Source organism: Allochromatium humboldtianum (assembly GCF_013385175.1).
GTDB classification, from domain to species: Bacteria; Pseudomonadota; Gammaproteobacteria; order Chromatiales; family Chromatiaceae; genus Thermochromatium; species Thermochromatium humboldtianum.
The window spans coordinates 264,358-287,119 of record NZ_JABZEO010000003.1 but is presented as its reverse complement, the minus strand read 5'-3'; the positions used below and the strand labels follow the sequence as shown (position 1 = coordinate 287,119).

At 66.2% G+C, this 22,762-nt stretch carries 23 protein-coding genes; 7 read left to right on the top strand and 16 right to left on the bottom strand.

The window, feature by feature from the left end; translation table 11 throughout:
* Positions 1-17 precede the first annotated feature (17 nt).
* The 12 genes from HW932_RS06015 to HW932_RS05960 form a co-directional block, all read right to left on the bottom strand.
* Positions 18-1,907 carry a BatD family protein gene (locus tag HW932_RS06015; RefSeq protein WP_176975581.1) on the bottom strand — a complete coding sequence of 630 codons (1,890 nt, stop codon included), beginning with the start codon at positions 1,905-1,907 and terminating at the stop codon, positions 18-20.
* Positions 1,901-3,556: a tetratricopeptide repeat protein gene (locus HW932_RS06010; RefSeq protein WP_176975580.1), complete on the bottom strand. Its 1,656-nt coding sequence runs from the start codon at positions 3,554-3,556 to the stop codon at positions 1,901-1,903. The genes HW932_RS06015 and HW932_RS06010 overlap by 7 nt, the downstream gene beginning before the upstream one ends.
* A gap of 269 nt (positions 3,557-3,825) precedes the next feature.
* On the bottom strand, positions 3,826-4,365 hold the full coding sequence (locus HW932_RS06005; RefSeq protein WP_176975579.1) for a hypothetical protein: 540 nt from the start codon (positions 4,363-4,365) through the stop codon (positions 3,826-3,828).
* Positions 4,362-5,396, bottom strand: coding sequence for a tetratricopeptide repeat protein (locus HW932_RS06000; protein WP_246296678.1), 1,035 nt, complete (start codon positions 5,394-5,396; stop codon positions 4,362-4,364). Before HW932_RS06000 ends, HW932_RS06005 begins: the two co-directional genes overlap by 4 nt.
* On the bottom strand, positions 5,359-5,997 hold the full coding sequence (locus HW932_RS05995) for a hypothetical protein (RefSeq protein ID WP_176975578.1): 639 nt from the start codon (positions 5,995-5,997) through the stop codon (positions 5,359-5,361). The genes HW932_RS06000 and HW932_RS05995 overlap by 38 nt, the downstream gene beginning before the upstream one ends.
* Positions 5,987-6,436 (bottom strand): hypothetical protein, encoded by a 450-nt coding sequence (locus tag HW932_RS05990; RefSeq protein ID WP_246296677.1) that lies wholly within the window; start codon positions 6,434-6,436, stop codon positions 5,987-5,989. Before HW932_RS05990 ends, HW932_RS05995 begins: the two co-directional genes overlap by 11 nt.
* Positions 6,437-6,462: 26 nt before the next feature.
* Positions 6,463-7,281: a MotA/TolQ/ExbB proton channel family protein gene (locus tag HW932_RS05985; RefSeq protein ID WP_176975576.1), complete on the bottom strand. Its 819-nt coding sequence runs from the start codon at positions 7,279-7,281 to the stop codon at positions 6,463-6,465.
* Positions 7,282-7,707: a hypothetical protein gene (locus tag HW932_RS05980; protein WP_176975575.1), complete on the bottom strand. Its 426-nt coding sequence runs from the start codon at positions 7,705-7,707 to the stop codon at positions 7,282-7,284. It abuts the gene before it with no gap.
* Complete coding sequence (locus HW932_RS05975) at positions 7,704-8,324, bottom strand: hypothetical protein (RefSeq protein WP_246296676.1); 621 nt, start codon at positions 8,322-8,324, stop codon at positions 7,704-7,706. The genes HW932_RS05980 and HW932_RS05975 overlap by 4 nt, the downstream gene beginning before the upstream one ends.
* A gap of 15 nt (positions 8,325-8,339) precedes the next feature.
* On the bottom strand, positions 8,340-9,038 hold the full coding sequence (locus HW932_RS05970; RefSeq protein ID WP_176975573.1) for a hypothetical protein: 699 nt from the start codon (positions 9,036-9,038) through the stop codon (positions 8,340-8,342).
* A gap of 46 nt (positions 9,039-9,084) precedes the next feature.
* On the bottom strand, positions 9,085-10,389 hold the full coding sequence (locus tag HW932_RS05965) for a TerD family protein (RefSeq protein ID WP_176975572.1): 1,305 nt from the start codon (positions 10,387-10,389) through the stop codon (positions 9,085-9,087).
* Positions 10,390-10,504: 115 nt separating this feature from the next.
* The gene (locus tag HW932_RS05960; RefSeq protein WP_176975571.1) at positions 10,505-10,816 is read right to left on the bottom strand and encodes a DUF1840 domain-containing protein; all 312 of its coding nucleotides are present in this window, start codon (positions 10,814-10,816) and stop codon (positions 10,505-10,507) included.
* Positions 10,817-10,964: 148 nt separating this feature from the next.
* Here HW932_RS05960 and HW932_RS05955 point away from each other — a divergent pair, with 148 nt between their 5' ends.
* Positions 10,965-12,638 carry a glutamine--tRNA ligase/YqeY domain fusion protein gene (locus tag HW932_RS05955; protein ID WP_176975570.1) on the top strand — a complete coding sequence of 558 codons (1,674 nt, stop codon included), beginning with the start codon at positions 10,965-10,967 and terminating at the stop codon, positions 12,636-12,638.
* Between the two features lie 11 nt (positions 12,639-12,649).
* Here HW932_RS05955 and HW932_RS05950 read toward each other — a convergent pair whose 3' ends face one another.
* Positions 12,650-14,686 (bottom strand): ABC transporter substrate-binding protein, encoded by a 2,037-nt coding sequence (locus HW932_RS05950; RefSeq protein WP_176975569.1) that lies wholly within the window; start codon positions 14,684-14,686, stop codon positions 12,650-12,652.
* A 102-nt stretch (positions 14,687-14,788) separates the two neighbouring features.
* Entirely contained in the window at positions 14,789-15,340 is a 552-nt protein-coding gene (locus HW932_RS05945; RefSeq protein ID WP_176975568.1) for a Uma2 family endonuclease, read from the bottom strand.
* Positions 15,341-15,537: 197 nt separating this feature from the next.
* Here HW932_RS05945 and HW932_RS05940 point away from each other — a divergent pair, with 197 nt between their 5' ends.
* The gene (locus HW932_RS05940; protein ID WP_176975567.1) at positions 15,538-16,212 is read left to right on the top strand and encodes a uracil-DNA glycosylase family protein; all 675 of its coding nucleotides are present in this window, start codon (positions 15,538-15,540) and stop codon (positions 16,210-16,212) included.
* Positions 16,213-16,257: 45 nt separating this feature from the next.
* Here HW932_RS05940 and pgl read toward each other — a convergent pair whose 3' ends face one another.
* Positions 16,258-16,944, bottom strand: a complete 687-nt coding sequence (pgl, locus tag HW932_RS05935) for a 6-phosphogluconolactonase (protein WP_176975566.1) — start codon at positions 16,942-16,944, stop codon at positions 16,258-16,260.
* A gap of 111 nt (positions 16,945-17,055) precedes the next feature.
* Between pgl and HW932_RS05930 the strand changes: the two genes are divergently transcribed.
* The 5 genes from HW932_RS05930 to HW932_RS05910 are packed head-to-tail and all read left to right on the top strand — an operon-like array spanning position 17,056 to position 21,389.
* The gene (locus tag HW932_RS05930) at positions 17,056-18,102 is read left to right on the top strand and encodes a response regulator (RefSeq protein ID WP_176975565.1); all 1,047 of its coding nucleotides are present in this window, start codon (positions 17,056-17,058) and stop codon (positions 18,100-18,102) included.
* A gap of 24 nt (positions 18,103-18,126) precedes the next feature.
* Positions 18,127-18,612, top strand: a complete 486-nt coding sequence (locus tag HW932_RS05925) for an ATP-dependent zinc protease family protein (protein ID WP_176975564.1) — start codon at positions 18,127-18,129, stop codon at positions 18,610-18,612.
* A complete protein-coding gene (locus tag HW932_RS05920; protein WP_176975563.1) occupies positions 18,609-20,066 on the top strand; it encodes a circularly permuted type 2 ATP-grasp protein in 1,458 nt (485 codons plus the stop codon). The genes HW932_RS05925 and HW932_RS05920 overlap by 4 nt, the downstream gene beginning before the upstream one ends.
* 13 nt (positions 20,067-20,079) lie before the next feature.
* Positions 20,080-21,099: an alpha-E domain-containing protein gene (locus HW932_RS05915; protein WP_176975562.1), complete on the top strand. Its 1,020-nt coding sequence runs from the start codon at positions 20,080-20,082 to the stop codon at positions 21,097-21,099.
* Positions 21,099-21,389 (top strand): hypothetical protein, encoded by a 291-nt coding sequence (locus HW932_RS05910; protein ID WP_176975561.1) that lies wholly within the window; start codon positions 21,099-21,101, stop codon positions 21,387-21,389. The genes HW932_RS05915 and HW932_RS05910 overlap by 1 nt, the downstream gene beginning before the upstream one ends.
* 1 nt (position 21,390) lies before the next feature.
* Here the strand turns inward: HW932_RS05910 and HW932_RS05905 are convergent, their stop codons facing one another.
* The gene (locus tag HW932_RS05905; protein ID WP_176975560.1) at positions 21,391-22,710 is read right to left on the bottom strand and encodes a YhjD/YihY/BrkB family envelope integrity protein; all 1,320 of its coding nucleotides are present in this window, start codon (positions 22,708-22,710) and stop codon (positions 21,391-21,393) included.
* Between the last annotated feature and the right edge of the window lie 52 nt (positions 22,711-22,762).

Below are 22,762 nucleotides of genomic sequence, written 5' to 3'. Positions count from 1 at the left end.
GTCGATCCACGAGACGCTCAGGCAGGACGTGGATTCAACGCCGGCAAGCCGGCCCAGCGGATGCGCCCGGACGCACCAATACGCCGCCCGACCCCTGACCCACGACGCACCTGACGCAGAAACTCGTGCTTCCAGCGCGGGAAGTCGAGCGGCACGCCGCCATAGATGGCCGCATCCAGTCGACTCAAGAGCCGCGCGAGTTCCGCCGGATCGACGCTCGGTCGATGCGCGCGGATGTGGGCGATGACCGCCGGTTGGTTGCTTTCGCCCCTGAGCACAGACCCGCCGCGCGGCGCCGATGCAAAGCGCGGATACCAGTCGTCTGGCCGGTCGGCGCGATTGGCATGGCGCACCCGAGCGATGACATGCCGACTGGCCGGCAGCACCCGCCACAGTGTCTCGCGCCCCCGTTCGAGCAGAGCCGAGGGCGCCAGCGGATGCAGACGCGGTCCGATCCAGGTCGCCGTCAGTCGATAGCCGGTACTCAGACCACGCCCGGTCAACCGCAGCAGATCGCGCCCGAGATCCAGCACCCGTCCGCGATAGAAGACGCCCACCCAATAGCCGCCGATCAGCAGCAGTACGCCTGTGATCGGAATCCAGAGTCTGGCCCAGGGCGAGGCCGCCAGGGTCGCCGCCGAGAAGCCGAAGGGGCCGCCTCCGCGCACGTCGAGCGTCTTGAGCGGCAGCCGCGCGACCTCGCGCACGCCGAGATCGACGTTCCACCAAGCGAGGCTCATCTCGGGCAGTGTGACGCGGCCGCCGCTCTGCGGGACCAGGGTGTAGTACTCGGTGCGGTTGGCGAGCAGTTGGCGTCCATCTGGGGACAGCTCGGTCGTGGTGAGCGTCTGTTCGCGATAGACCCGCAGATCCGGGCCGGTCAACTGATTCTCCAGGCTCGGGAGTTGGACGGCGGTGCCGCCGACGGCCGTGATTTCCAGCGCCAGAGTCACGGGCTGTCCCGGCTCCAGCGCGCCTTCGCGATCGAGACTGGACTTGAGCGTCAGCGACTTGAGCGGCAGCCAGGGGCGCACCGAGGTCATGGGCGGGCGCACCTGAAGGTGGATGGGGCGCTCGGTGCTCGCCTCGTAGCGCTGGCCGAGGCCCAGTCCGGCCAGGGCGCCCGTGACCTTGATCGGCGGCAGTTCCAGATCGCCCGTGCGCAACGGAACCACCGTGAGCACGAAGCGGTTGACGATCTCCTGTTGACCCTGACTGGAACGGGTCTCGGTGCTTGGACCCTTGAGGGTCTTCATCAGCACGTCGCTGGTGCTCGGCAGTTCCAGGTTGACGCTGCTCAGGTTGTCACGGCTGACGACATCAAGCTTGAGGATGGTCGGTTGTTGCAGATAGGGATCGGCGAATTCCAGCGACCATTCGAGCGTCGGGGCGCGGGCGGCGGTCGGTTGAATCGAACTGGGGGCGTAACCCGAGGGATAGCCGGAAGCGTAGCCAGGTTGCCAGTTGGGTGCATAGCCGGGATAGCCCTGGGGAGCCAGAGCCGGCCTTTGCCCCTGAGCAGGAGCAGGTGCGGGTGACGGTGGCTGATAGCGCGGCGGTACGCCCTGGGCATGGCTCGGCGCAATGGGGCGGTATTGAGATGCAGCGGGCTGAGACGATAGCGGCGGTTGCGCCGACTGGTGTGGTGCAGGCTGAACCGCCCAGGGCTGAGTCTGAGCCGGTTGCGGCTGAACGGGCGTCGGCCAGGTCTGGGGCTGTGGTTGGATCTGTGTCGGTTGCGGCGGCTGGCCGTAGTAAGGCTGTCCGTAATAGGGCGGAGCGTAATACGGCTGTCCCGGCGCACCCTGATAGGGTTGACCATAGTAGGGCTGAGCACCGATAGGGCTGCTCGCGACGATCAGGGCCGCAACCGCCGTTCGCCTGGACGATTCGCTTGGGATCACCATGGGCGCGTCTCCCGCCACTGGCCGGTCGTTCCAGGCATCTGGCGCATCTCCTCGATTCGGAACTGATTACGCATCAACAGGCTGGGATCGCCCTGGATCTGTCTGAGCCGTTGCTCCATGACCGCCATGCCGGGACCGCCCATGAGTCCGAGTCCGTCGAGCGCGGGCATCTGGCCCTCGCGCGTTTCGGACTGGCGCTCGCTGCCGGGCTGGAGTCCGAGCTGGTCGAACTGGTCGACGGCTTCGGTCTGGCTGGCGTCGAGCGAATCCGGGGGGCGCATGTCGGCGCGTTCGGCGCGACCGCCCGAGCGGCTGGACTTGGGCGGTTCGTCCTCGCCGCCGCCGGCGCGCTCGTCACGGCGTTCACGTCGGCCGGCCTCGCTGCCGCGTTCGTGCTCGTCGGCGCTGGGTTCCTGATCCGAGCGGCCGGGCGTGGTCGTATCGTCCTGCCGACCGCCCGCCTGATCCTCACGCTGTTCTTTGCCGCCGCCGGCTTCGTCCGTGCCGGGCTCGGTCTGCTCGGACTCGCGCTTGCCGCGTTCCTCGCCCTCGGCGCCCGATCCGTCTTCGCGCCGCTCGACTTCGGCTGAATCGGCATCGCGCTCGCCCTCGGGGCGGATCTCGCGCTCGGCGCCGCGTGCGTCCTGTTCGGTCGCGTCGCGGTCGCGTCCGGTCTGATCGCGGTCGGACCGCTGCGCGTCCGGACGCTCGCCAGCCTGCTGGTCGCGTGTCTCATCGCGATCGCCGCGCGCTTGGTCGCTGTCCTCACCGCGTTTGTCTCCAGTGCCTGTCGTCTCCTGACTCTGCTCGCCGGTCTGCTCCTGACTGTCAGCGCCTTCGCCCGGCGTGCTGTCCTGCTCGCGACCGGCGCTGGTCTCGGACGACTCACCGCCGGACTCGCCCGTCTGCGATTCTTGCCCGCCTTGCTGGCCAGTGCCCTTCTGGCCTTCCTGTTGCTCGGACTCGGAAACGGATTCGCTAGACTCCTGCGGCTGGCCCTCTCCACCGGACTGCTGTTGCTCGCTCTGTTGTTCCTGGCTGGATTGCTGTTGCTGCTCGGACGCCTGCTTCTGTTCCGATTCCTGCTGTTGCTCGGAGGCTTGCTTCTCTTTGTCCTGCGCTTGCTGAGAAGCGGGCTCGCGCTGTTGGGACTCCTGCTGCTGGCTGTCCTGACGCTGATCGCTGGACGACTTGGAATCCGGTTGCGATTCCTTCCGGTCTTTGCGCGAGTCGTCCGCTTTTTTAGCGTCGGGCTTCTGCTCGGTCTGTTCGCGGAACTGCTCCTGCTCCAGGCGCGCGAGCATGGCTCGGGTCAGGGCCAGGTTGTAAGCGGCGTCCTCGTGTGATGGATTGGTGGCGAGTACAGATTCATAGGCTTCGGCGGCGCCGATATAGTCGCCGAGTTTGAAGCGGGTGTTGCCCAGATTGTACCGGGCCGCTTCATCGAACGAGCCGCCCCGCGCCTGACTGAAGGCATGCTCGGCCTGCCGATAGTCGCCCTCGCGATAGAGCGCCACGCCACGCCGATAGGGATCGCTGAACGACTCGGCGGCGCTCGCATAATCACCGGCGCGATAGACATCGTAGGCGTGCTGCTCGTCGGTGCGGAACCAATCGGCGTGGACGCTCAGCGGGGCCGCCCAGAACACTAGAGCAACGATCCGGAATCCAGTTGGGCGCGCGTGACGCCCCCATGCCGGAGCCTGGAAACACGTTGGCGGCTGGAACTGGGGAGCCATCGAGTCTGTAGAGTTCAAGGGGCGAGGATGAACACAAGAGGCCTTCGGTCTCGCCTGATGGGGCGAACACCACGCGGCTCAGGATACAAGAATGGGATGCGATGGGCGTTATCCGTCATCTTGCGTTCGTCAGCTGATTGAGAGACGGCCAGTATCCCATAATCATAGGACGACGACATCTAAACCGCCGCTCGATGCATGGCGATCAAGCCGACGTACCAGACCGGATAGTCCCAGTGAAACCGCCCTGGCTCCCGAACCGGATCCATGAGAACTCGCAAGCTCGATCCGGCGAGCACGAGGATCGTGTGGACTCCGGCCACGAGGATGGATTCGCCGCTCTGTCCCAGGTTCGGCCAGGACTCCTGCAGGGGCGTCAGGATCAGCGACGCGCTCTCGTGCGCCAGCCCGAAGGCGGCCGCCGCCGTGAGTCCGCCGAGCAGATGGGACTCCAGCGCCCGGCGATCGAGCCGGCGGCTCAGGATCGGCAGCAACACCAGTATCCAGATGCTGAGATAGGCCGATTCGGGACCGGCCAGCGGAGGGGTTTCATGGCCCTGGAGCGCTCGCGCCACTGTCCACCAGAAATCCGAGACGAACAGCGTCGCCAGGGTCAGGCCCAGAGCCGACCGGCGTATCCAAGGCCCGGCACAGCGGGGGCGCCAGCCGGCCGTCCCGAGCAGCAGTATCCAGCCGCAGAGCATGATCGCCGTACTCATGGTTTCTGCTCCGTCGCCGGGGTCGATGCCGGCAATCCGGCGATCCGCTCCAGGATCAGACGCTCGCAAGCCTTCGGCAGCGATCCGCGCCGTTGCTCGGCGTGCTCCAGCGTGATGCGCGCGCGCTCCAGATCTCCCGACCAGTGATAGCCCAGGCCGGCGACTAGGGCGAGGGCGACATTGGTCGGTGCGCCCTGACGCGCGAAGCGGTCGGCGAGATCGCGGAACTGGGTCTGATCCTCGGCCAGGGCGGGCAGGGCGCCGAGATCCTGGATCAAGCGCCGCGTGCGGTCGAGACAGACGGCGGCGCGTTGGCGTGGCTCGGCCAGCCGGCGCGCCAGCACTTCGAGCCTCAGGCGGCGGGCGTCCCAGAATCCGGGGTCATCCGTGATGGCGGCATTCAACGCCGTCTCGGCCTCGTCGAGCCGATCCTGCTCCCAGGCGCTGTCGGCCAGGATGAACCAGGCGTCGGAGCGCAGCCGTTCGGGCAGCTCCGGCACCGCCAGCGCCGCGCGTGCAGCGATCCGCGCCGACTCGAAATCCTGTAAACGCCGCTGGAGACGCGCGCGTTCCAGATGGGCGCGGAAGCGGATCAACGGCTCTTCGGCCTGCGTCAAGGGTTCGATCAACGCCAGCTTGCGCGCGGGATCGCCACTGAGCGCGGCGAGCTGGAAGGCCAGACGCGCCTCGTCGTCGATCCGACCCCAAAGATTGCGATAGCGCATGAAGACCGTGTCACCCGCCGAACGGCGCGAGGAATCGCTCGCCGTGGGACTCAGGGCCGCGACGCCGCGCTCGCCCAGTTCCGACCACAGCGTTTCCCACGCCTCGACGGCCTGACGGGCCTCGGCCGAGTCACCCAGTCCGCCCGTCTCGGCGGATCGATCCGGAGCCTGCATCAGTCCCCAGAGCACACCGACCAGCACCGCCAACAGCGCCGGCGCGGCCAGACGCGGCGCAAGCCGTGGGACTGGGCGCGGCGCCTGTGGCGGACTACCAATAGAGGCCATAGTGCGTGAACTGGGCGACATGACGGCCGATCAGCACGGGTTCGTCCGGCCGCTGAGTGAACCAGCGAAACCGCTGACCACGGGTCTGTAGCCGTTCATAGATCGGCACGAAGGTCTCCAGACCGTCGGGATGGACGACGAAGACGGGCGCGATCCGGTCGCGTGCCGCGTCCTGGGCCAGTTCATCGACCAGTCGCTCGGTCTGCTCGGCGCTCCAGGGCGGCGACCGGCTCAGGATCGCCTCGCGATCGAGCCGGAACTCCAGCTGAAAGGTATCGATGTCGCGCGTCACCAGCGGCTCGGGTCGCCAGACGAAACGCCCCTGCCAGGTAGCGCCCGAGCGCGTGTCGGGCGCGGCGGTGAGAGCCGTGACCACGGCTTCCTGGTCCCAGATCGCCACCCGATCGGCGAGCACGAAATAGAAGCGCGAAAAGGGCGGAAAGCGTTCGCGCTGCGGCTCGACGAAGTGGGGTCCGGCGCTCGGACGGGCCGGGAGCTGGCTGGCCCCTTCATCGCGCTGACGCGGCGCGGCCAGCGCGAAGAGCGTCACGATCAGCAGGATCGCCAGCAGATTGGTGGCGATGTCGAGAAAGGCGCTCGGGGTCGCGCCGTCAGTCTCCATGTCCGCGCCACTCGGTCAGCAGACGGGGCAGCGCGTCGGGCGCCGTTGACAGCGGCCGGAAGCTCAGCCGGAACGCCCGGCGCGTTTCGGCGCGCGGATCGAGCCGGCTGGTGAAGCGGCTGAAGGCGTCCTCGAAGGCGCGGCGGGTGCCGAAACAGTCCTGGGTGAGCGCGAAGACCAGATTGCGGACGCCATCACTTTGAGCCGCGAGTCGTGCCAGCAGCGCATCGAGTTCGGTCTCGCGATAGACGATCGGCTCGGCCTCGGGTCCGGCATGGAGCGTCACCGCGCCCTCAGCCTGACAGACGATCAGATCGTCGATCGCCAGCGGACGCCCGGTCTCGGGCCGGTTGGGGGCTTGCAGGGCGAAGACGACGATCAGGATGCCGACGAAGGCCAGCACCAGATCGAGAAAGGGCAGCAGATTCGGCTCCGGCATCAGCGGCATCGATGGGCGCCGGCGCATCAGTCGGCCGCTTTCGGAACAACGGCGTCCCGCTCGGGGACATCCGGAAAGAGCCGGTCGAGCAGCCGCCGGTAATAGAGCATGTCGAGCGTCTGTGCCCGCGCGCGCAACACCAGCAGGGCCAGCATCAGCGGGATCACCAGTACCAGTCCGACGAAGGTGGTGTCGAAGGCGAACTGGAGTCCGCCGAGCACCCCGCCGAGTCCGCCCCCATCGACGGCCGTGACCGCGACGCTGTCGGCCAGTCCGCCGATGGCCTGGGTGATGCCGAGCACGGTGCCGATGAATCCGAGCATGGGCAGCACCCAGATGGCGAAACCGATGGGGGCGAAGTTGTGCTGATGCTGCTGTCCGCGCACCAGGAGTACATAGTCGCTCAGATGGACCGAGTCCTCACGCGCGTGGGTCCGGCCATGCCAGTGTCGCAGCGCTGTTGGAACCCGCTCGGCGTCGGCCTGTTCGCGTCCGGAGAGGAAGTCGATCCAGTCCTGGAGGCGAGGGCGGACGGACTGGCGACCGTCCTGGTCCGGCGTGTCTCGCCCGATCAAGGCGCGGCGCTCACTCTGGAGCCCCAGATATTGCAGGACGGCATAGAGCGCGCTCGCCACGAACAGCGCCAGCATGAAACGGCAGTAGCCGTTGCCCAGATAGCGCCCGATCCAGTCGGGCAGGGCGTCCGGCTCCAGAAAATGCATCAGGGTCGGATAGAGCGCCAGCGTGATGAGCAGGGCGACGATCAGCGGCCGGGCGATCTGGCGCTCGGAGAACAGCCCGACGGCCTGATCGAGATCGAGCGATGGCTGAGCGGGTGGAGACATCTACCGATCCGGTTGGGTCGTGGCGGAATCATCCAGGGTCTGTTCGAGCACCTGGAGTTGATGCGCGATGTCGCGCCGCGTGGCCCGCAGTTCCTCAATCCGGGCGCCGATCTCACCATAGAGGCGTTCCTGGCGCGCGCGTTCGTCGTGGTTCTGAGCGGCGTCGGCGCGGTCGAGCGCCTGCTCGGCCTGGGCGATGAGCTGGGTCTCCAAGTCATCGAGCCGGGTCAGCAGACGCTGGATGTCGTCGAGCCGGGCCTGGAGCGCCGCGCGGTCCGAGCCGATGTCGATGGCCGGTGGCGTTGTCGACACCGAGGCCGCCGGCTCAGGCGGCACGGCTCCTGAGTCGGCGGCCAACATCAGGCCCAGGCAGGACAGCAGGAGCCGGGACCGCACACGCGGTCCGGGAACGCCGGTCGGCTTCATGGCGCGATCGGCACCTGCTGCGCGTCGTTGGCGGTCTTGACGATGGCCTGCATGTTTTCGTTCAGGCTCGTCAGATTGGCGCCGACCTTCTGAAGACTCTCGATCGCCTTGTCGGCCTGACCCAGCTCATAGTAAGCAAGCACGATGTCGCGATCGGACTCGATGGCGCGCATCAGCGCCAGCGAGTTGGCGCGCTCGGTGCTGATCTGGTTGCGCAGCTCGCGCCCCTTGTCGAGCCGGCTCTGCCAGGCCTGAGCGATCGGCAGGAAGGCCGGATTGGACTCGGACTTGGTCAGCGTCTCCTGACGGCGCTGCTCCCAGAGTTCGAGCAGGGCGTCGAGTTCGGTCCAGATCTCGCTGTCCTCGTCCATGCTCGCGTTGACGCGCTTGACCGATTCGAGCATGGCGTCGAGCACCTCGCCGCCCTTCTCGATGGAATCGCGGCTGGCCTGGATGTTGGCCTCCAGTCCGCTCAGATTCTCCTGGAGCTGCGCCGCCACGGCGTTGACCTTGTTGAACAGCCGGCCCATGTCGGGCTGATCGGCCGTTTGGGCGAGACCGGCGGTGCTACCGAGCGTCAGGAGTCCGGCGAGCAGCAGGGCGGATGTCTTCTTCATCATGGGCAGTTCCTCTCAATTGGCGATGGGGACCGAGGCTTGCAGACTCTGCTGGGTCTTCTGTTCGACGACCGTCATGGCCTGGGTGATGTCGTTCAGGCCCTCGACCACCGAACGCGCGGCGGCGATGGCCTCCAGCACCTTGCCGATCTTCATCTCCTGGAGGATTACCCGGTGCTGGCGCATGATGGTCGAGAGCTTCTCCTGGGCCAGGGTGCGGCTCTGGTTCAGACGCTCGTCGACGATGTCGTATTCCTGGATGGCGCGCTCGAGCTGGGCGATGCTCTGCTCGCGGTTGGGATAGTCGGGCGGCTGGCGCTCATACCAGCTCTTGAGCACGATGGTGCCCTCCTTGGCGCGGTTGAGCGCGTCGGCGAAGTCGCTGTTGAGATCGAGCTTGTTGAGCACGCCGTAGACCTCGTCGCGCAGGGTGAAGAACAGGCTGTCGACCTGGGCTTCCTTCTCCTGCTCCGAGGTCAGGCGCGCGACCTCTTCGAGCTTTTCCATCGCCGTCTGGATGCGCGCGCCGAGCTGGGCGCTGGAGGCACGGATGTTGGACATCTCGGCTTCGAGGATGACGGTCGGATTGCTGCGGTTGGGATTGCGGGCGCTGTACTGGCCCTCCTGCGCCCAGAGCGGCGCGCTCAGGAGCAGGGCGCACAGCAGCAGCCCGGGCCGGAGTCGAAGGCGCGTTGGAATGGAACGATCGGGCATCTGGAGTCCTCGTGGTTGGTCGTCGGTCTCGCGGCGTCGGCGAGGCTCAGTGGCCGCAGGCTTCGATGTTCTCCTGGAAGCCGTCGAGCAGACGCGCGGTCTTGTTGCGCAGATAGGCCAGGTCGCGCGCGATGTCGGTCAGATCCGATTCGAGATTGCGCGCGCGGTCGGCCTCGCGCACCAGACGTTGGAGGATGATGGGCCTGGACTCCTGGTTCAACTCCTTGTCGAGACGCTTGATCAGGAGTCCGGCGCAGTTGTTGAGCTTGATCGACTCGTCCATCCAGGCGGCGATCGGTAGCTGGCCCAGTTGCTCGGCCTCCTGGCGATTGCCGTCGATGAAGGGCGCGGCGCACCCCGAGGTCAGTTGACGCAGTTCGTTGCGCCACTTGCCCAGGAGCTTGTTGCTGCGCTCGACCCGCTGCAGGATGCGGACATAGTTGTCGCCGAGGGCGTGATAACGCTCGAAGACCTGAGCATCCTCCCAGGGGCAGGTCGGCGCCTGATAGAGGGTCGGGAGGCGGCGCCAGGCCGTTGGGCCGTCGTCGCGCTCTGCCGTCGCGGGCGGCGGCTGAGGGGGATCGAGCGTCACGCCCGTGCTCGGGTCCGGGCTGAAACGTTCGCGTGCCTCGGCCCAGAGCTCGCCCGGTCGTTCGAGCCAGTCGGGCGCGAACATCCAGATCGCGCCGGTCGCGGTGGCGAGCAGGATCAGCAGGGCCAGACTCCAGGTCAGCCAGCCGGGGCGCGCGCGCCGGTGTCGTTCGGACGTTGGCGACGGAGCGGATTCGAGCGGAATCGGCATCGGTGGCGCCGGATCGCTCGGTGGCGGCCCGGATGACGCCTCCTCGGCGACGGCCACGCCGAAATGCTCGGCCAGCGGCTGGAGTCCGCCGCGAAAGCCCTGGCCGACGGCGCGCAGCTTCCAGCCCGCGCCGTGGCGATAGAGTTCGGCGAAGATGAGCGCCTGCTCGTCTCCGGCCTCGGTCAGTTCGAAGGCGAGCGGTTCACCTGTGGCAGGCGTGGTCGTGAGCCGGGCGCCGATGAGATCGCGAAACGCGCCGTGCGAGAGGGCGGCGGCGATGACGAGACGATCGACACCGGCCGGCAGATGTTCCGGTTGCACGCGAATCTCGGCGCGACCGGCGGCGGGTGTCGACAGCGCCACGACCCCGCCGGGCGCCTGGAGCTGGTTGTAGAACACGAACCAGTCGTCGTTTGGAATCCGCCCATCGGCACCGACGGCGAAGCACACGACATCCAGCGTATCCCGGTTTGGCGGCCAGCACAGTTCGATGCGCACCGTGCCCGCACTCGACAGCGGTGCGTTCGCGCCCTTCGGCAGTGTCTTCATCTCGGCGCCTCGCGCGGCAGAGAGTCCATGCACCTTCCTCGATAGTGTGTCGATCGACGCTCGCAAATCGGAACCGTCATGCTGCCGCAAGCGGTTCGGATACGCAACACGGCGCCTACTCCCACATGACGTTCTCGCCCTCGCGCGCGGCGGCGGTCAGCAGCTCGATCAGGGGCAGGGCGCGATGGGCGAGACTGACGTGGGGGGGGGCGTCGCCCTTGCGCGGGTTCGGCGTGGCCGGGTCGAGGGTGGCGTCCGGGTGCTCGGCGACGGCGGTCTTCAGGCGTTCGAGTGCGGCGGGTATGTCCTCGGCCAGCAGTGCGCCCGGCACCGCACCACTGTGTCCCATCAGCTTGATGAGGGTGACGGCCACGTCGCCGAACATGGTGATGGTGGCGTAGGCCGGGGTCTCGAAGCGGATCAGCATGAGCGATGTCCTCCGGAGTGTGGTCGAATGGGCTGGGTCGGGGACGAGTGTCCGACGAACCGGCATGATCCATCAAGACGCGCCTCGCCGTGCGGTTTAAAATGCGCCGATCGTTTTCACTCATTATCATCCAGCCCGCCGAGACACCATGACCGACGCCGCCGAGTCGCCACGTACCCATTTCATCCGCCAGATCGCCGAGGCGGATCTCGCCTCCGGCAAGCATGACCGGATCGTCACCCGTTTTCCGCCCGAGCCGAACGGCTATCTGCACATCGGGCACGCCAAATCGATCGTGCTCAACTTCGGTCTGGCCGAGTCGCTGGGCGGGATCTGCAATCTGCGCTTCGACGACACCAATCCGCACAAGGAGAACCTCGAGTTCGTCGAGGCGATCCAGAAAGACGTGCGCTGGCTCGGCTTCGACTGGGACGACCGGCTCTATTTCGCCTCCGATTACTTCGAGCGGCTCTATGGCTTCGCCGTCGAGCTGATCGAGAAGGGGCTGGCCTATGTCTGCGATCTGTCGGCCGAAGAGATGCGCGAGTATCGCGGCACGCTCACGGAGCCGGGCCGAGACAGCCCCTGGCGTGGGCGTCCGGTGGCCGAGAACCTGGATCTGTTCGCGCGGATGCGGGCCGGTGAGTTCCCCGACGGCTCGCGCACACTGCGCGCCAGGATCGACATGGCCTCGCCCAACATCAACCTGCGTGATCCGGTGCTCTACCGCATCAAGCATGGCGTGGTGCATCATCAGACCGGCAGCGCCTGGTGTCTGTATCCGACCTACGACTACACGCACCCGATCTCGGATGCGCTCGAAGGGGTCACGCATTCGCTCTGCACCCTGGAGTTCGAGGACCATCGCCCGCTCTACGACTGGGTGATCGCCAATGTCTCGGTGCCGAGCCGCCCGCGTCAGATCGAGTTCAGCCGGCTCAACCTCGAATACACCGTGATGAGCAAGCGCCGTCTGACCGATCTGGTCGGCGAGGCGCATGTCGACGGCTGGGACGATCCGCGTATGCCCACGCTTGCCGGATTGCGTCGGCGCGGCTATACGCCAGCGGCGATCCGCGTCTTCTGCGAGCGCATCGGCATCACCAAGTCCGACAATCGCGTCGAGATGGCGATGCTGGAGAACGCCATCCGCGAGGATCTGGATGCCAATGCCCCGCGTCGGCTGGCGGTTCTCAATCCGCTCAAGGTCGTGCTCACCAACTATCCGGAAGACCGGACCGAGAGCATCGAGCTGGCCAATCATCCCAAGGATCCCGAGCTGGGCACGCGCACGCTGCCCTTCGCACGCGAACTCTATATCGACCGTGCCGACTTCGAGGAGACCCCGCCCAAGGGCTTCAAGCGGCTGATTCCGGGCGGCGAGGTGCGGTTGCGCGGGGCCTATGTGATCCGCTGTGATGAGGTGGTCAAGAATGCGGACGGCGAGCTCGTCGAGCTACGGTGCTGGGCTGATCTCGACACCCTGGGCAAGAATCCCGAAGGGCGCAAGGTCAAGGGCGTGATCCACTGGGTGTCGGCCGAGCACGCGGTGGCAGCCGAAGTCCGGCTCTATGACCGGCTGTTCAACGTGCCCATGCCGGGCGCGGGCGGGAGCGACTATCGCGCCGATCTCAACCCCGAGTCGCGGCGGGTGCTGATCGGCGCGATGCTGGAGCCGAATCTGCGCGGCGTGCTGCCGGGCGAGCGCTTCCAGTTCGAGCGCGAGGGCTATTTCGTCGCCGATCCCGATTCGACGTCTGAGCGCCCGGTGTTCAACCTCACCGTCGGCTTGCGCGACACCTGGGGGAAGAGTCAGTCCTGAGCGCGACGAGTTCACCCGGCATGAGACGCGCGGCGATCCACATGGCTCGCCGCCTCGCGCTCCAACGCCTCGTCGGGTGAGCCGGTATCGACCGCGATCCGGTTGCGCCCTTCACCCTTGGCCGCATACATCGCCGTATCGGCGCGCCGCAGGATGTCTTCCTCGTCCGCCGCCTCGTTGAACACCGCCACGCCGAGGCTGGCCGTGCAGCGGTGTTCGATCGCCGTCTCGACCTGCGCACGCGCCAGCCGGTAGGGTTCACCAACCCGGTCGAGAATCTTGCGCGCGAGGCGTTCCGCCTGATTGCGTGCCAGTCCCTGATCATCATCCAGATTTCCCAGCAGCACGACGAACTCATCACCGCCGAAACGCGCGACCGTGTCCATGTCGCGCACGCACGCGCCGAGCCGCCGCGCCACCTCGACCAGCAACAGATCGCCGACCGCATGACCATAGCTGTCGTTGAGCGGCTTGAAGTTGTCGAGATCGAGGAACATCAGCGCGCCATGACCGCCATCGCGCCGCAGCGCGGCCAGCACGCGCCCGAGACGGTCGAGCAGCAGACGCCGGTTGGGCAGCCGGGTGAGGGCATCGAAGAAGGCCAACTGGCGGATCTCATTCTCCAGCCGCTGACGCTCGCTGATGTCGTTGGCCAGTGACACCACCTCGCGCGGCTCCCCCGGCCGCTCGGGCAGCCAGGCGTTGAACCACTCGCAGGTGATGACGCGCCCATCGCGGGTCAGATTGTCGTTGATGCCGTGGGGCAGGACGTTTTCACGGACCAGGCGTCCGAGACGTGGTGTCAGGCGTTCCCGGTCGGATGTCGGTACCATGAAGTCGATGAAGCTTCGGCCGAGCACCTCCTCGCGCGTCCAGCCGAACAGGGCCTCGGCTTGACGGTTCCAGTCGGTGACGATGAAGCCCTCGCGCCAGACGACCCCCGCCGAGGCCGTGGTCTGGAAGATGATGCGATGGCGTTCCTCGCTGCGTGACTTCTCGTCGAGCGCCAGACCAAGGCGGCGGTTGATGCGCGAGACATAGACAGCGATGACGCTCACCAGCGTCAGCAGGGCCAGGGCGATATACAGATTGGTCAGGTCGGGCCGGCTGTCCGGCTCGTACAGAAAACCGTCGAGCGCATAGTCGCGCGGCAGCAGACCCAGATCGGCATAGGTCGCGGCGATATGACGCCAGCGACCCCGGTTCATGTAGCCGACTTCGATCAGGTCGGTGCGTAGCAGCGGCACCATGCGCTCGGCCTCGAACAGATAGAACGCGCGCGGATGCTGTTTGGAATGCCGGGCGAGAATGAGATCGGCGATCTCATCGGGATGCTCCATCGCATACTGCCAGCCGCGCAGACTGGCCTCGCGGAAGGCGCGCACCCGTTGCGGATGTTTCTTCAATTCCTGCTCGGTGGTGAACAGATTGTCGCCGTAGAAATCGATACCGACGCTGCGGGGTGTGTAGGTCTGGTAGGCGATACCGGCGTCTTCCAGATAGTACAACTCGTTGGTGACGTAGGCCGACATCGCGTCGACCTGCCCGGCGATCAAATCCTTCGGCTCGAAGCTGTGGGGTACTTGGACGAGACGGTCGAGGTTGATGCCTTCTTGCTTCAGATAGGCGACCAGTTCGTCGGACTGGGGCTCGATCATCACCCGCTTGCCGACGAGGTCATGGATGCCCTGGGTACCCGGCCTGGTGAGATCCTGACGCGCCACCAGCACCAGCGGCGAATGCTGGAACACCACCGCCAGCACCACGACCGGCTGTCCGGCGGCACGCGCCAGCAAGAGGCTACTGGTGCCGACGCCATACTGCGCCTGACCGGACAGCACGGATTCCAGCGGATCAAGACCGGGACCGGCTTCCAGCAGGCGCACGTCCAGGCCGGCCTCGCGGTAGTAGCCCTGTTCCAGGGCCGCGTAATAGCCGGCGAATTGAAAGGCATGGCTCCACTTGAACTGAAGGCTGACGGTTTCAAGCGCCTGCGCCGGTTCGCCGGCCTGGGCCAGGGTGCAGACGCATAGGAGGCCGTAACACATCGCACGCACACAAGCCGAAATCTCGCCGCGAATCAACATGCGTGCTGTCCTCGGTGACGGATGGGAACGCCGGAGTCTGTTGCGCCGGCTCTCCCGTACCACTCAGCTCGTGCCGAGCAGGGCCTCCAGATCCAGTTCGATGGCCTCGAAGGGCGGGAGGCGGGCACGTCCACTCCCTTCGAGCATCGCGATCTCGCGCCAGTCGCCGTCGATGAGCCGGTAGGCGGTCAACCGTCGCTCCTCGGGCCAGATCAGCCAGTAATCGGGTACGCGATGCCGCTTGAGCAGTAGCGGCAGAACCAGGGTGTCTTTTTTCTCATGTCCGGGCGAGACGATCTCGCAGACCCAATCCGGCGGCAGATCGATGACGCCGCTGGGTAGCTGGGGCAGACGCTCCCGACGCCAGCCGGCCAGATCATGCGATGGGCACTCGTGCACCTCATAGGCAACGCTGACCTCGTTAGCGAACCACCAGCCGCCGCCGGAACCATCGCCTTCGTCGAAAGGCCCGAGCGCGAGCGTCGTGCGGTTCTGCGCACGACCGTGGGCAAACCGCGCCATCGGCCGACGCACGATGTCTCCGTTGATCAGTTCCACCCGATCTTCCGGGCACAGGAGCAGATCGTCGATCGTGTTGAGTTTCAGTGCTTCCATGGGATACCTCCGGCAAAGGATCGAAACGCCCGTATATTCGCGCAACCGACCAGCCGACTCCAGCGCCCCGGCCGGTCCACCGACGAAACACGATAGCGATTTCGTCATGCAGCGCCCAAAATAGCGACCCAAACGCCCGCACTCCAGACGCGGGAGCCGCCCGAACGAAATCTCACCTGAGACGCCCGATCATACCGATGACCACCGGATTGCCGAACACGAAGATTGAACGCGACACGCGCCAAGCGGCGCTGCTCGCCCTGCACGCCGACTTGGAGACCTGCCGCCGCTGCCCCAAGATGTACGGCCCGGCGGTCCACAGCGAATCCGTGCTCTCGCCCGTGATGCTGATCGGGCAGGCGCCCGGCACGCGCGAGATCGAGCAGCTCAAGCCCTTCTGCTGGACCGCCGGCAAGACGCTGTTCAACTGGTTCGCCCCACTCGGCCTCGACGAGACCGCCTTTCGCGCCCGCATCCTGATGAGCGCGGTCTGTCGCTGCTTTCCGGGCAAGAATCCCAAGGGCGGCGACCGAGTACCGGACCGCGACGAGGTCGCGCGCTGTGAGCGCTGGTGGCGTGGCGAACTGGAACTGTTGCGCCCGCGTCTGCTGCTGCCGGTCGGCAAGCTCGCCATCGCGCAGCTCATGCCGGTGCCGCGCCTGAACGACGTCATCGGCCGCCAGTGGACCTATCGTTCACCCGAGGGCTGGGAGGCCGACGTCATCCCGCTGCCGCATCCGTCCGGCGCCTCGACCTGGTTCAAGGTGGAGCCGGGGCGCACGCTCCTGGCCCAAGCGCTCGATCTGATCGCCGTGCATCCGGCCTGGCGCGCCGTGCTGGACGCCGAATCGGGGCAGGCCGCGCACACCTGAAGCGCTTTCAGGACGGTGTTCGTCCGCATGGTCGTCGGTAGCCCTTCAGCCGTCTGCCGCCTCGGCATCCATCAAGACCTCCAGACGACCGGACGTGACGATCCGGGACACCGGCAGATCCGCCCCGGCACGCCAGTGTGCCAGCGCCTCGCGCTTGCCTCGACCCGTGACCAGGATCAAAATGGCCCGACTCGACCCCAAGGCCAAAGGCGTCAGGGACACGCGATCCGCCGGCGGCTTGGGCGCGTCATGGACAGGCATCACCAGGGCCGCGTCCGGGATGGCGTGGCCTGGAAAGAGGCTGGCCGTATGCCCATCTTCACCGAGCCCCAGCAGCACCATATCGAAGGGGAGCCGGTCGCGGATCAGCTCGGCATAGCGCGCGGCGGCCTGCTCGGCCCCCAGCTCGGCGCGGATCGGGTGGATGTTGTCCGGCGGGATCGGTACCCGGTCGAGCCAAATCTCATGCGCGGCCAGACTGTTGCGCTCCGGATCGTCCGCCGGCAGACAGCGCTCGTCGCCGAAGAAGACATGCCAGCGCGACCAGTCCGCCGGCCGGTCGACGAGACGCCGATAGACCGCCAGCGGTGTACGTCCGCCGGCGAGTACGATCTGAAAGCGTCCGCGCTCGGCGATGGCGCGCTCGGCAGCGGCGAGCAGGCGCCGGGTCGTCGTCTCCGCGACCTGTTCGGTTGAAGCGAAAGACTGGAAGTCGGGGCTGGTATCAGGCATGGTTTGTTTATTCTATTGCGCGCTCGGCGTGGTTATGACTCAGCGAGGAACCGTCCTCGGTCAACTGGGTTCGCGTCAACCCGTTCATCTGATCATGGGAATGATGGGCCAATGAAGATACTCCTGGTCGACGACTCCAAATCCGCGCGTTATGCGCTCAGGCTGCAACTCCAGAAACAGGGCGCCGAGGTCGAGATGGCCGAGTCGGCCGAAGCGGCCTTCGAGAAGCTCAAGGGCGAGCTGCCCGATGCCATCCTCATGGATCACATGATGCCGGGACTCAATGGTTTCGAGGCTCTGGAGGTCATCCGCGACGATCCGCGCACGGCCGCCATTCCGGTCATCATGTGCACCTCTCACGAGGAACCCGAGTTCGTCGCCACGGCGCAGAAGAAGGGTGTCTTCGGCATCCTGCCCAAGTCGGCCGCGCCCGAACTGCTGCCGGAGATGATGGCCCGTCTGCAAACCGAACTCAGCGCCGCCGTCAGTCCGCCAGCGCCGACTCCAGCTCCCGCACCTGTCGCCGAAAAACCCGCCGCCCCTCCGCCTGCGGTGCCACCCGCCCAAGCGCCCGCCGTTCCGCCCGGTTTGTCGGAAGACGCCGTCGTCAAGCTGTTCGAATCGCGTCTGGAAGAACGTCTGCCACGCTTGATCTCGCCGATGGTGGACGAACTCAGACGCGATCTGAGCGAGGTGATTCTCAGCGAAACCAAGCGCCTGATCGAGGAGCGTCACACCGCCGAGCAGTCGGCCAGACAAGCGGCGCCACCCCAGCCGACCATGGCCGATCTCCAGGCCATCTCGACACGCCTGGCCACCGAGACTCTGCCCGATCTCATCAAGCGCGCCATTCAAGCCGAGCGCGTCCAGCTCCAGGAGTGGGTCGACAAGCGTATCGGCGACGCCCTGACACAGACAACGGCGAGCGAAGCCCAGGAACGCTCCGACGCCGACGAGATCGCACGCAAAGCCGTAGCCATGGCGCGGCGCGAATCCAAGGAGGCCGTGGACGCGGCGCTGGCGACCGCGCAACAGTCCATTCAGTCGCTGGAGCAGCGGCTCCCGTCGCTGGGGCCGGTCTATGCGCTCATCGTGCTGGCGATCGTGCTCGGACTGGGGGCGGCGGGCGCGGTTTACTATCTGCTTGCACCGATGTGAGACGAGCGCTGCGGAACACTGTCGATGCCTGATTCGGAATCGTCTTCGTCAGACTTGATCCTGGGCTGGCGCGAATGGCTGGCTCTGCCCGAGCTGGGTCTGCCCGCGATCAAGGCCAAGGTCGATACAGGGGCGCGCACCTCGACCCTGCATGCCTTCTATGTCGATACCTTCAGGCGTGACGGACGGCTGTATGCACGCTTCGGCGTGCATCCGCTCCAGCAGCGTGCCGATCTCGTCATCCACGGCGAGGCGCCCGTGATCGACCGGCGGCAGGTCTCGGATTCGGGCGGGCATCGCGAGGAGCGCTATGTGATCGAGACCCGGCTCGCCCTGGCCGGCCGGGAATGGCCGATCGAACTGACCCTGACCAATCGCGAGACCATGCTGTTTCGGATGCTCTTGGGACGGACCGCCATCAATGGGCGTGCCTTGGTCGATCCCAAGAAATCTTTCCTGACCGGCCAGATGCAACGGCCCTGGGAATCCTATGGAGTGACTGATTCATGAGCATCGACTGGAACGACTATGCCTGCGAGGGCTTCTACGACGAGCTTGTCGAGGCGCCCGGCCGGGGGCGCGACTGTGTCGATGGTCTGCTCCAGGATCTGGAGGATCTCGGTCATGACGAGCTGGTTGCGCGTCAGGAAGCGGCGGATGTGGCCATCAAGGAGATGGGTATCACCTTCACCGTCTATTCGGAGGAGGGCGGAGCGATCGACCGCACCTGGCCGTTCGACATCATCCCGCGCATCATCCCGCAGTCCGAATGGACGCGGGTCGAGGCGGGTCTGCGCCAGCGCGTCCAGGCGCTCAATCTGTTCATCGACGATCTCTACCACGATCAGCACATCATCGCCGACGGCGTCTTTCCGGCGGACGTGCTGGCCAAGTCGGTCAACTTCCGTCCGCAGTGCGTCGGCGTGGACCCGCCGCTCGGGATCTGGGCGCACATCTGCGGTTCGGATCTGGTGCGCGACGGCGACGGAACCCTCTATGTGCTGGAAGACAATCTGCGCGTGCCCTCGGGCGTGTCCTATATGCTCGAAAACCGGCTGGTGGCCAAGCGCGTCTTCCCCGAGCTGTTCGAGCATTATGCCCCGCTGCCGGTCGACGACTATCCCTCCCAGCTCTTCGACACCCTGGCGGCGCTCTCACCGCGTCCGGCCGACTATCCCGAGGTCGTGGTCCTGACGCCGGGGATCTACAACTCGGCCTATTTCGAGCACGCCTATCTGGCCCAGCAGATGGGCTGCGAGCTGGTCGAGGGCCGCGATCTGTTCGTCGACGATGACGATTGCGTCTATATGCGCACCGTCGATGGCGCGGCGCGGGTCGATGTCATCTATCGGCGCGTCGACGACCTCTTTCTCGATCCCGAAGCCTTCCGACCCGACTCGGCGCTTGGCGTACCCGGTCTGCTGCGGGCCTGGAAGGCGGGCAAGGTGGCGCTGGCCAATGCGCCGGGCGCCGGGGTGGCCGACGACAAGGTGGTCTATGCCTTCGTCCCCGAGATCATCCGCTACTATCTCGACGCCGACCCCATCATCCCCAATGTGCCGACCTATCGCTGTATGGACCCCGAGTCGCTGGCCTATACGCTCGAACACATGGAGGAACTGGTGGTCAAGCCGGCCAACGAGTCCGGCGGCTACGGGATGCTGGTCGGCCCGGCCTCGACCAAGGCCGAGCGCGAGCGCTTCGCCGAGCTGATCAAGAAAGATCCGCGCAACTACATCGCCCAGCCGGCGCTCAAGCTCTCGACGGTGCCGACCATCATCGGGCGCAAGCTCGAACCCCGGCATGTGGATCTGCGGCCCTTCATCCTCTCGGCGGATCGTCAGCAGGTCACGATGGGCGGACTGACGCGGGTGGCCATGCGCAAGGGGTCGCTGGTGGTCAACTCATCGCAGGGCGGCGGGAGCAAGGACACCTGGATCCTGCCGGATTGCACCAAAGACTGAGGGAGTCGGACCCATGCTGTCGCGTGTCGCTGAAAACATCTACTGGCTGTCGCGCTATGTCGAGCGCGCGGAGAACACGGCGCGCATCGTCAGCGTCAATGCCAATCTCCTGCTCGACCTGCCACGCGGCATCGCGCCCGGCTGGCGTCCGCTGATCGACATCACGGGCGCCAACGCGCTGTTCGAGGAGCATTACAAGGACTATGGCGAACGCCAGGTGGTGCGCTTCCTGATCGGCGACGAGCGCAATACCGGCTCCATTCTCTCGGCTTTGGGCGCGGCGCGCGAGAACTGCCGCACCATCCGCGACTTCGTGCCGCGCGAGTCTTGGGAGCTGCTCAACGAACTCTATCTCCATGCTCGCGACGATCTGTCCAAGGGACTGACCAAGGGCGGGCGCCATGTCTATCTCAAGTCGCTCATCCAGGGCGTGCAGACCATGGCCGGCATGCTCTCCGGAACCATGCTGCACGATCAGGGCTACGACTTCCTGCATCTCGGACGCTTCATCGAGCGCGCCGACATGACCACGCGCCTCATCGACGTGCGCTCGGCCAATCTGCTGCCCGAGGAGACCACGGAACTGCGTCCGTTCGAGACCATCCAGTGGATCAGCGTGCTCAAGTCGCTCACCGGCTATCAGGCCTATCGGCGCAGTGAACAGGTACGGGTGCAGCGCGATCCGGTGCTGCGCTTCCTGCTCCAGCACCCGGCCTTTCCGCGCTCGGTCGGCTACTGTCTGGAGTCGCTGCGCAAGAGCCTGGAGAAGCTGCCGCGCAACGAGTCGACGCTGCGCGTCACCGGACGGCTCAAGCGTACCCTGGAGGGCGTGGCGCCGGAGCGGTTGGATCAGCGTCAGCTCCATGCCTTCCTCGACGAGTTCCAGATCGGCATCGGCGAGCTGCATGGCGAGATCGCCCGCACCTGGTTCCCGCCGGTGCCCGAGTCGGAGCCCCAGTCTCACGCTCAATCCCAGTCGCAATCACAAGTACAAACGACGGCCAAGACCGACGACAAAGAGGAGAGAGGATGATGAATGTCGCTTCACTGCCCGCGATCCTGCTGACCCTGGCCGGCTGGACACTGACCGCCCTGAGCGCGGCGGCCATGCTCTCCGGCCCCTACGATGGACGCACCTGTCAGACCGACTGCGTCCAGGCGCTGTTCTTCTCCGGCATGGCGACCGGCGTCCTGGGGCTGATCCTGGGTATCGTCGGCCTGCGTTTCGCCACCGGGCGCCGGCTCAGTCAGGTCTCGCTGTGGCTGGCCGGGCCGCTGTGCGCCATCTTTGCCGCGCTCTTTCTGATCGGCAATCTGGCCTGACTCAACCCGCCGCCAGATCGCGCAGGCTCAGATCCTTCAGGCTCTCGGTCAGGGCCGTCTCGATCCGGGACTCGATCGCGGCGATCGCCGGCTCGACCGTTCGATCGGCCGCGACCACCCGATGCTCGCCCCACTGACGCACCCGCTCCAGGATGTCCAGCACCGCGATGTCCTCGGGCGGGCGCGTCAGCACATAGCCGGCCGGCGCCTCGGCGGTGCGCACGATATAGCCCGCCTGTTCCAGCAGATCCAGGGTCGCCTGGATGGTGCGTGCCGGCTGGCGCGCCGCCTTGGCCAGGGTCTCGCGATCCAGCGGCGGTTCGGCGGCCAGATGCGCGCGCGCGATACCGCTCGCGATGCTCAGGGCCAGACGTTCGCGCCGGCGCGGACTCGGCTCCGGCTCGCGCTCGGGTGAGTCGAGCAGTTCCGGGTGCTGCTGGTAGAAGGCGATGCTGCTGCCGACGAGCAGGATCAGCCAGCCGAGATAGATCCAGATCATCAGCAGGATCAGGATCGCCAGACTCGAATAGATGGCGGTGTACTGGGTCGAGCCGGCCATGAAGTGCGCGAACAGCGCCCCGATCGACTGCCACAGCAGGCCCGCGACCAGACCGCCGATCAGCGCCGAGACCAGCCGCACCTGGGTGTTGGGCACGAAGCGGTAGATGAAGGCGAAGGTGGCCGAGATCATCAGATAGGGCGCGAGTAGCCGCACCAGCTCCATCAACCAGCTCACCGGCTCGTAGTCCATCGCCGAGCGCATCAGCGGGTTGCCGCCGAGCGAGGCCGAGACGCCGACCGCCGAGAAGAACAGCACCGGCCCGATGGTCAGCACGCTCAGATACTGGGTGAAGCGCTGGGCGAACGGGCGGACCTCGTCGACGCGCCAGACATGGTTGAACGACTGCTCGATCTTCTGGATCAGCGAGACGACGGTATAGAACAGCATCCCCACGCCCAGCGCCCCGAGCACCCCGACCTGCATCCGGTCGACGAAGCCGATGAGCTGCTGTGTGATCTCCACGCCCGATTCGCCGAGCGGTTCGAGTGCACCGGAGAGCAGCGGCTCGATCTGGTTGTGCACGCCGAAGCCCTTGAGCACCGAGAAGCTGACCGCCAGGAGCGGCACCAGCGAGAGCAGGGTGGTGTAGACCAGGCTCATGGCATAGAGCGTCAGGTTTCCCTGAGTCAGATCGCGCGCCACGGCATGGACGAGCCGTCCGAGCCGGATGGCCTGGGCCTGCCAGCGCGGCAGTTGGCGTGGATCCTGTCCCCAGAGCAGGGTTTCCATACGGGTCTGGAGGCTTGGGTTCGATGTCATCGTGTGCGGCCTTATGGATCGATACTTGGATTCCATCGGTTCAGCCTAATCA

Bases quoted from the DNA above. Each gene is read 5' to 3' on its own strand.
- HW932_RS06000 (WP_246296678.1), bottom strand. From the start codon at position 5,396: ATGTCGCCCAGTTCACGCACTATGGCCTCTATTGGTAGTCCGCCACAG.
- HW932_RS05950 (WP_176975569.1), bottom strand. From the start codon at position 14,686: ATGTGTTACGGCCTCCTATGCGTCTGCACCCTGGCCCAGGCCGGCGAA.
- HW932_RS05940 (WP_176975567.1), top strand. From the start codon at position 15,538: ATGACCACCGGATTGCCGAACACGAAGATTGAACGCGACACGCGCCAA.
- HW932_RS05975 (WP_246296676.1), bottom strand. From the start codon at position 8,324: ATGAAGAAGACATCCGCCCTGCTGCTCGCCGGACTCCTGACGCTCGGT.
- HW932_RS05910 (WP_176975561.1), top strand. From the start codon at position 21,099: ATGAATGTCGCTTCACTGCCCGCGATCCTGCTGACCCTGGCCGGCTGG.
- HW932_RS05985 (WP_176975576.1), bottom strand. From the start codon at position 7,281: ATGTCTCCACCCGCTCAGCCATCGCTCGATCTCGATCAGGCCGTCGGG.
- HW932_RS05995 (WP_176975578.1), bottom strand. From the start codon at position 5,997: ATGGAGACTGACGGCGCGACCCCGAGCGCCTTTCTCGACATCGCCACC.
- HW932_RS05925 (WP_176975564.1), top strand. From the start codon at position 18,127: ATGCCTGATTCGGAATCGTCTTCGTCAGACTTGATCCTGGGCTGGCGC.
- HW932_RS05970 (WP_176975573.1), bottom strand. From the start codon at position 9,038: ATGCCCGATCGTTCCATTCCAACGCGCCTTCGACTCCGGCCCGGGCTG.
- HW932_RS05980 (WP_176975575.1), bottom strand. From the start codon at position 7,707: ATGAAGCCGACCGGCGTTCCCGGACCGCGTGTGCGGTCCCGGCTCCTG.
- HW932_RS06015 (WP_176975581.1), bottom strand. From the start codon at position 1,907: ATGGTGATCCCAAGCGAATCGTCCAGGCGAACGGCGGTTGCGGCCCTG.
- HW932_RS05990 (WP_246296677.1), bottom strand. From the start codon at position 6,436: ATGCCGGAGCCGAATCTGCTGCCCTTTCTCGATCTGGTGCTGGCCTTC.
- HW932_RS05920 (WP_176975563.1), top strand. From the start codon at position 18,609: ATGAGCATCGACTGGAACGACTATGCCTGCGAGGGCTTCTACGACGAG.
- HW932_RS05930 (WP_176975565.1), top strand. From the start codon at position 17,056: ATGAAGATACTCCTGGTCGACGACTCCAAATCCGCGCGTTATGCGCTC.
- HW932_RS05945 (WP_176975568.1), bottom strand. From the start codon at position 15,340: ATGGAAGCACTGAAACTCAACACGATCGACGATCTGCTCCTGTGCCCG.
- HW932_RS05905 (WP_176975560.1), bottom strand. From the start codon at position 22,710: ATGACATCGAACCCAAGCCTCCAGACCCGTATGGAAACCCTGCTCTGG.
- HW932_RS05960 (WP_176975571.1), bottom strand. From the start codon at position 10,816: ATGCTGATCCGCTTCGAGACCCCGGCCTACGCCACCATCACCATGTTC.
- HW932_RS06005 (WP_176975579.1), bottom strand. From the start codon at position 4,365: ATGAGTACGGCGATCATGCTCTGCGGCTGGATACTGCTGCTCGGGACG.
- pgl (WP_176975566.1), bottom strand. From the start codon at position 16,944: ATGCCTGATACCAGCCCCGACTTCCAGTCTTTCGCTTCAACCGAACAG.
- HW932_RS05955 (WP_176975570.1), top strand. From the start codon at position 10,965: ATGACCGACGCCGCCGAGTCGCCACGTACCCATTTCATCCGCCAGATC.
- HW932_RS05915 (WP_176975562.1), top strand. From the start codon at position 20,080: ATGCTGTCGCGTGTCGCTGAAAACATCTACTGGCTGTCGCGCTATGTC.
- HW932_RS05965 (WP_176975572.1), bottom strand. From the start codon at position 10,389: ATGAAGACACTGCCGAAGGGCGCGAACGCACCGCTGTCGAGTGCGGGC.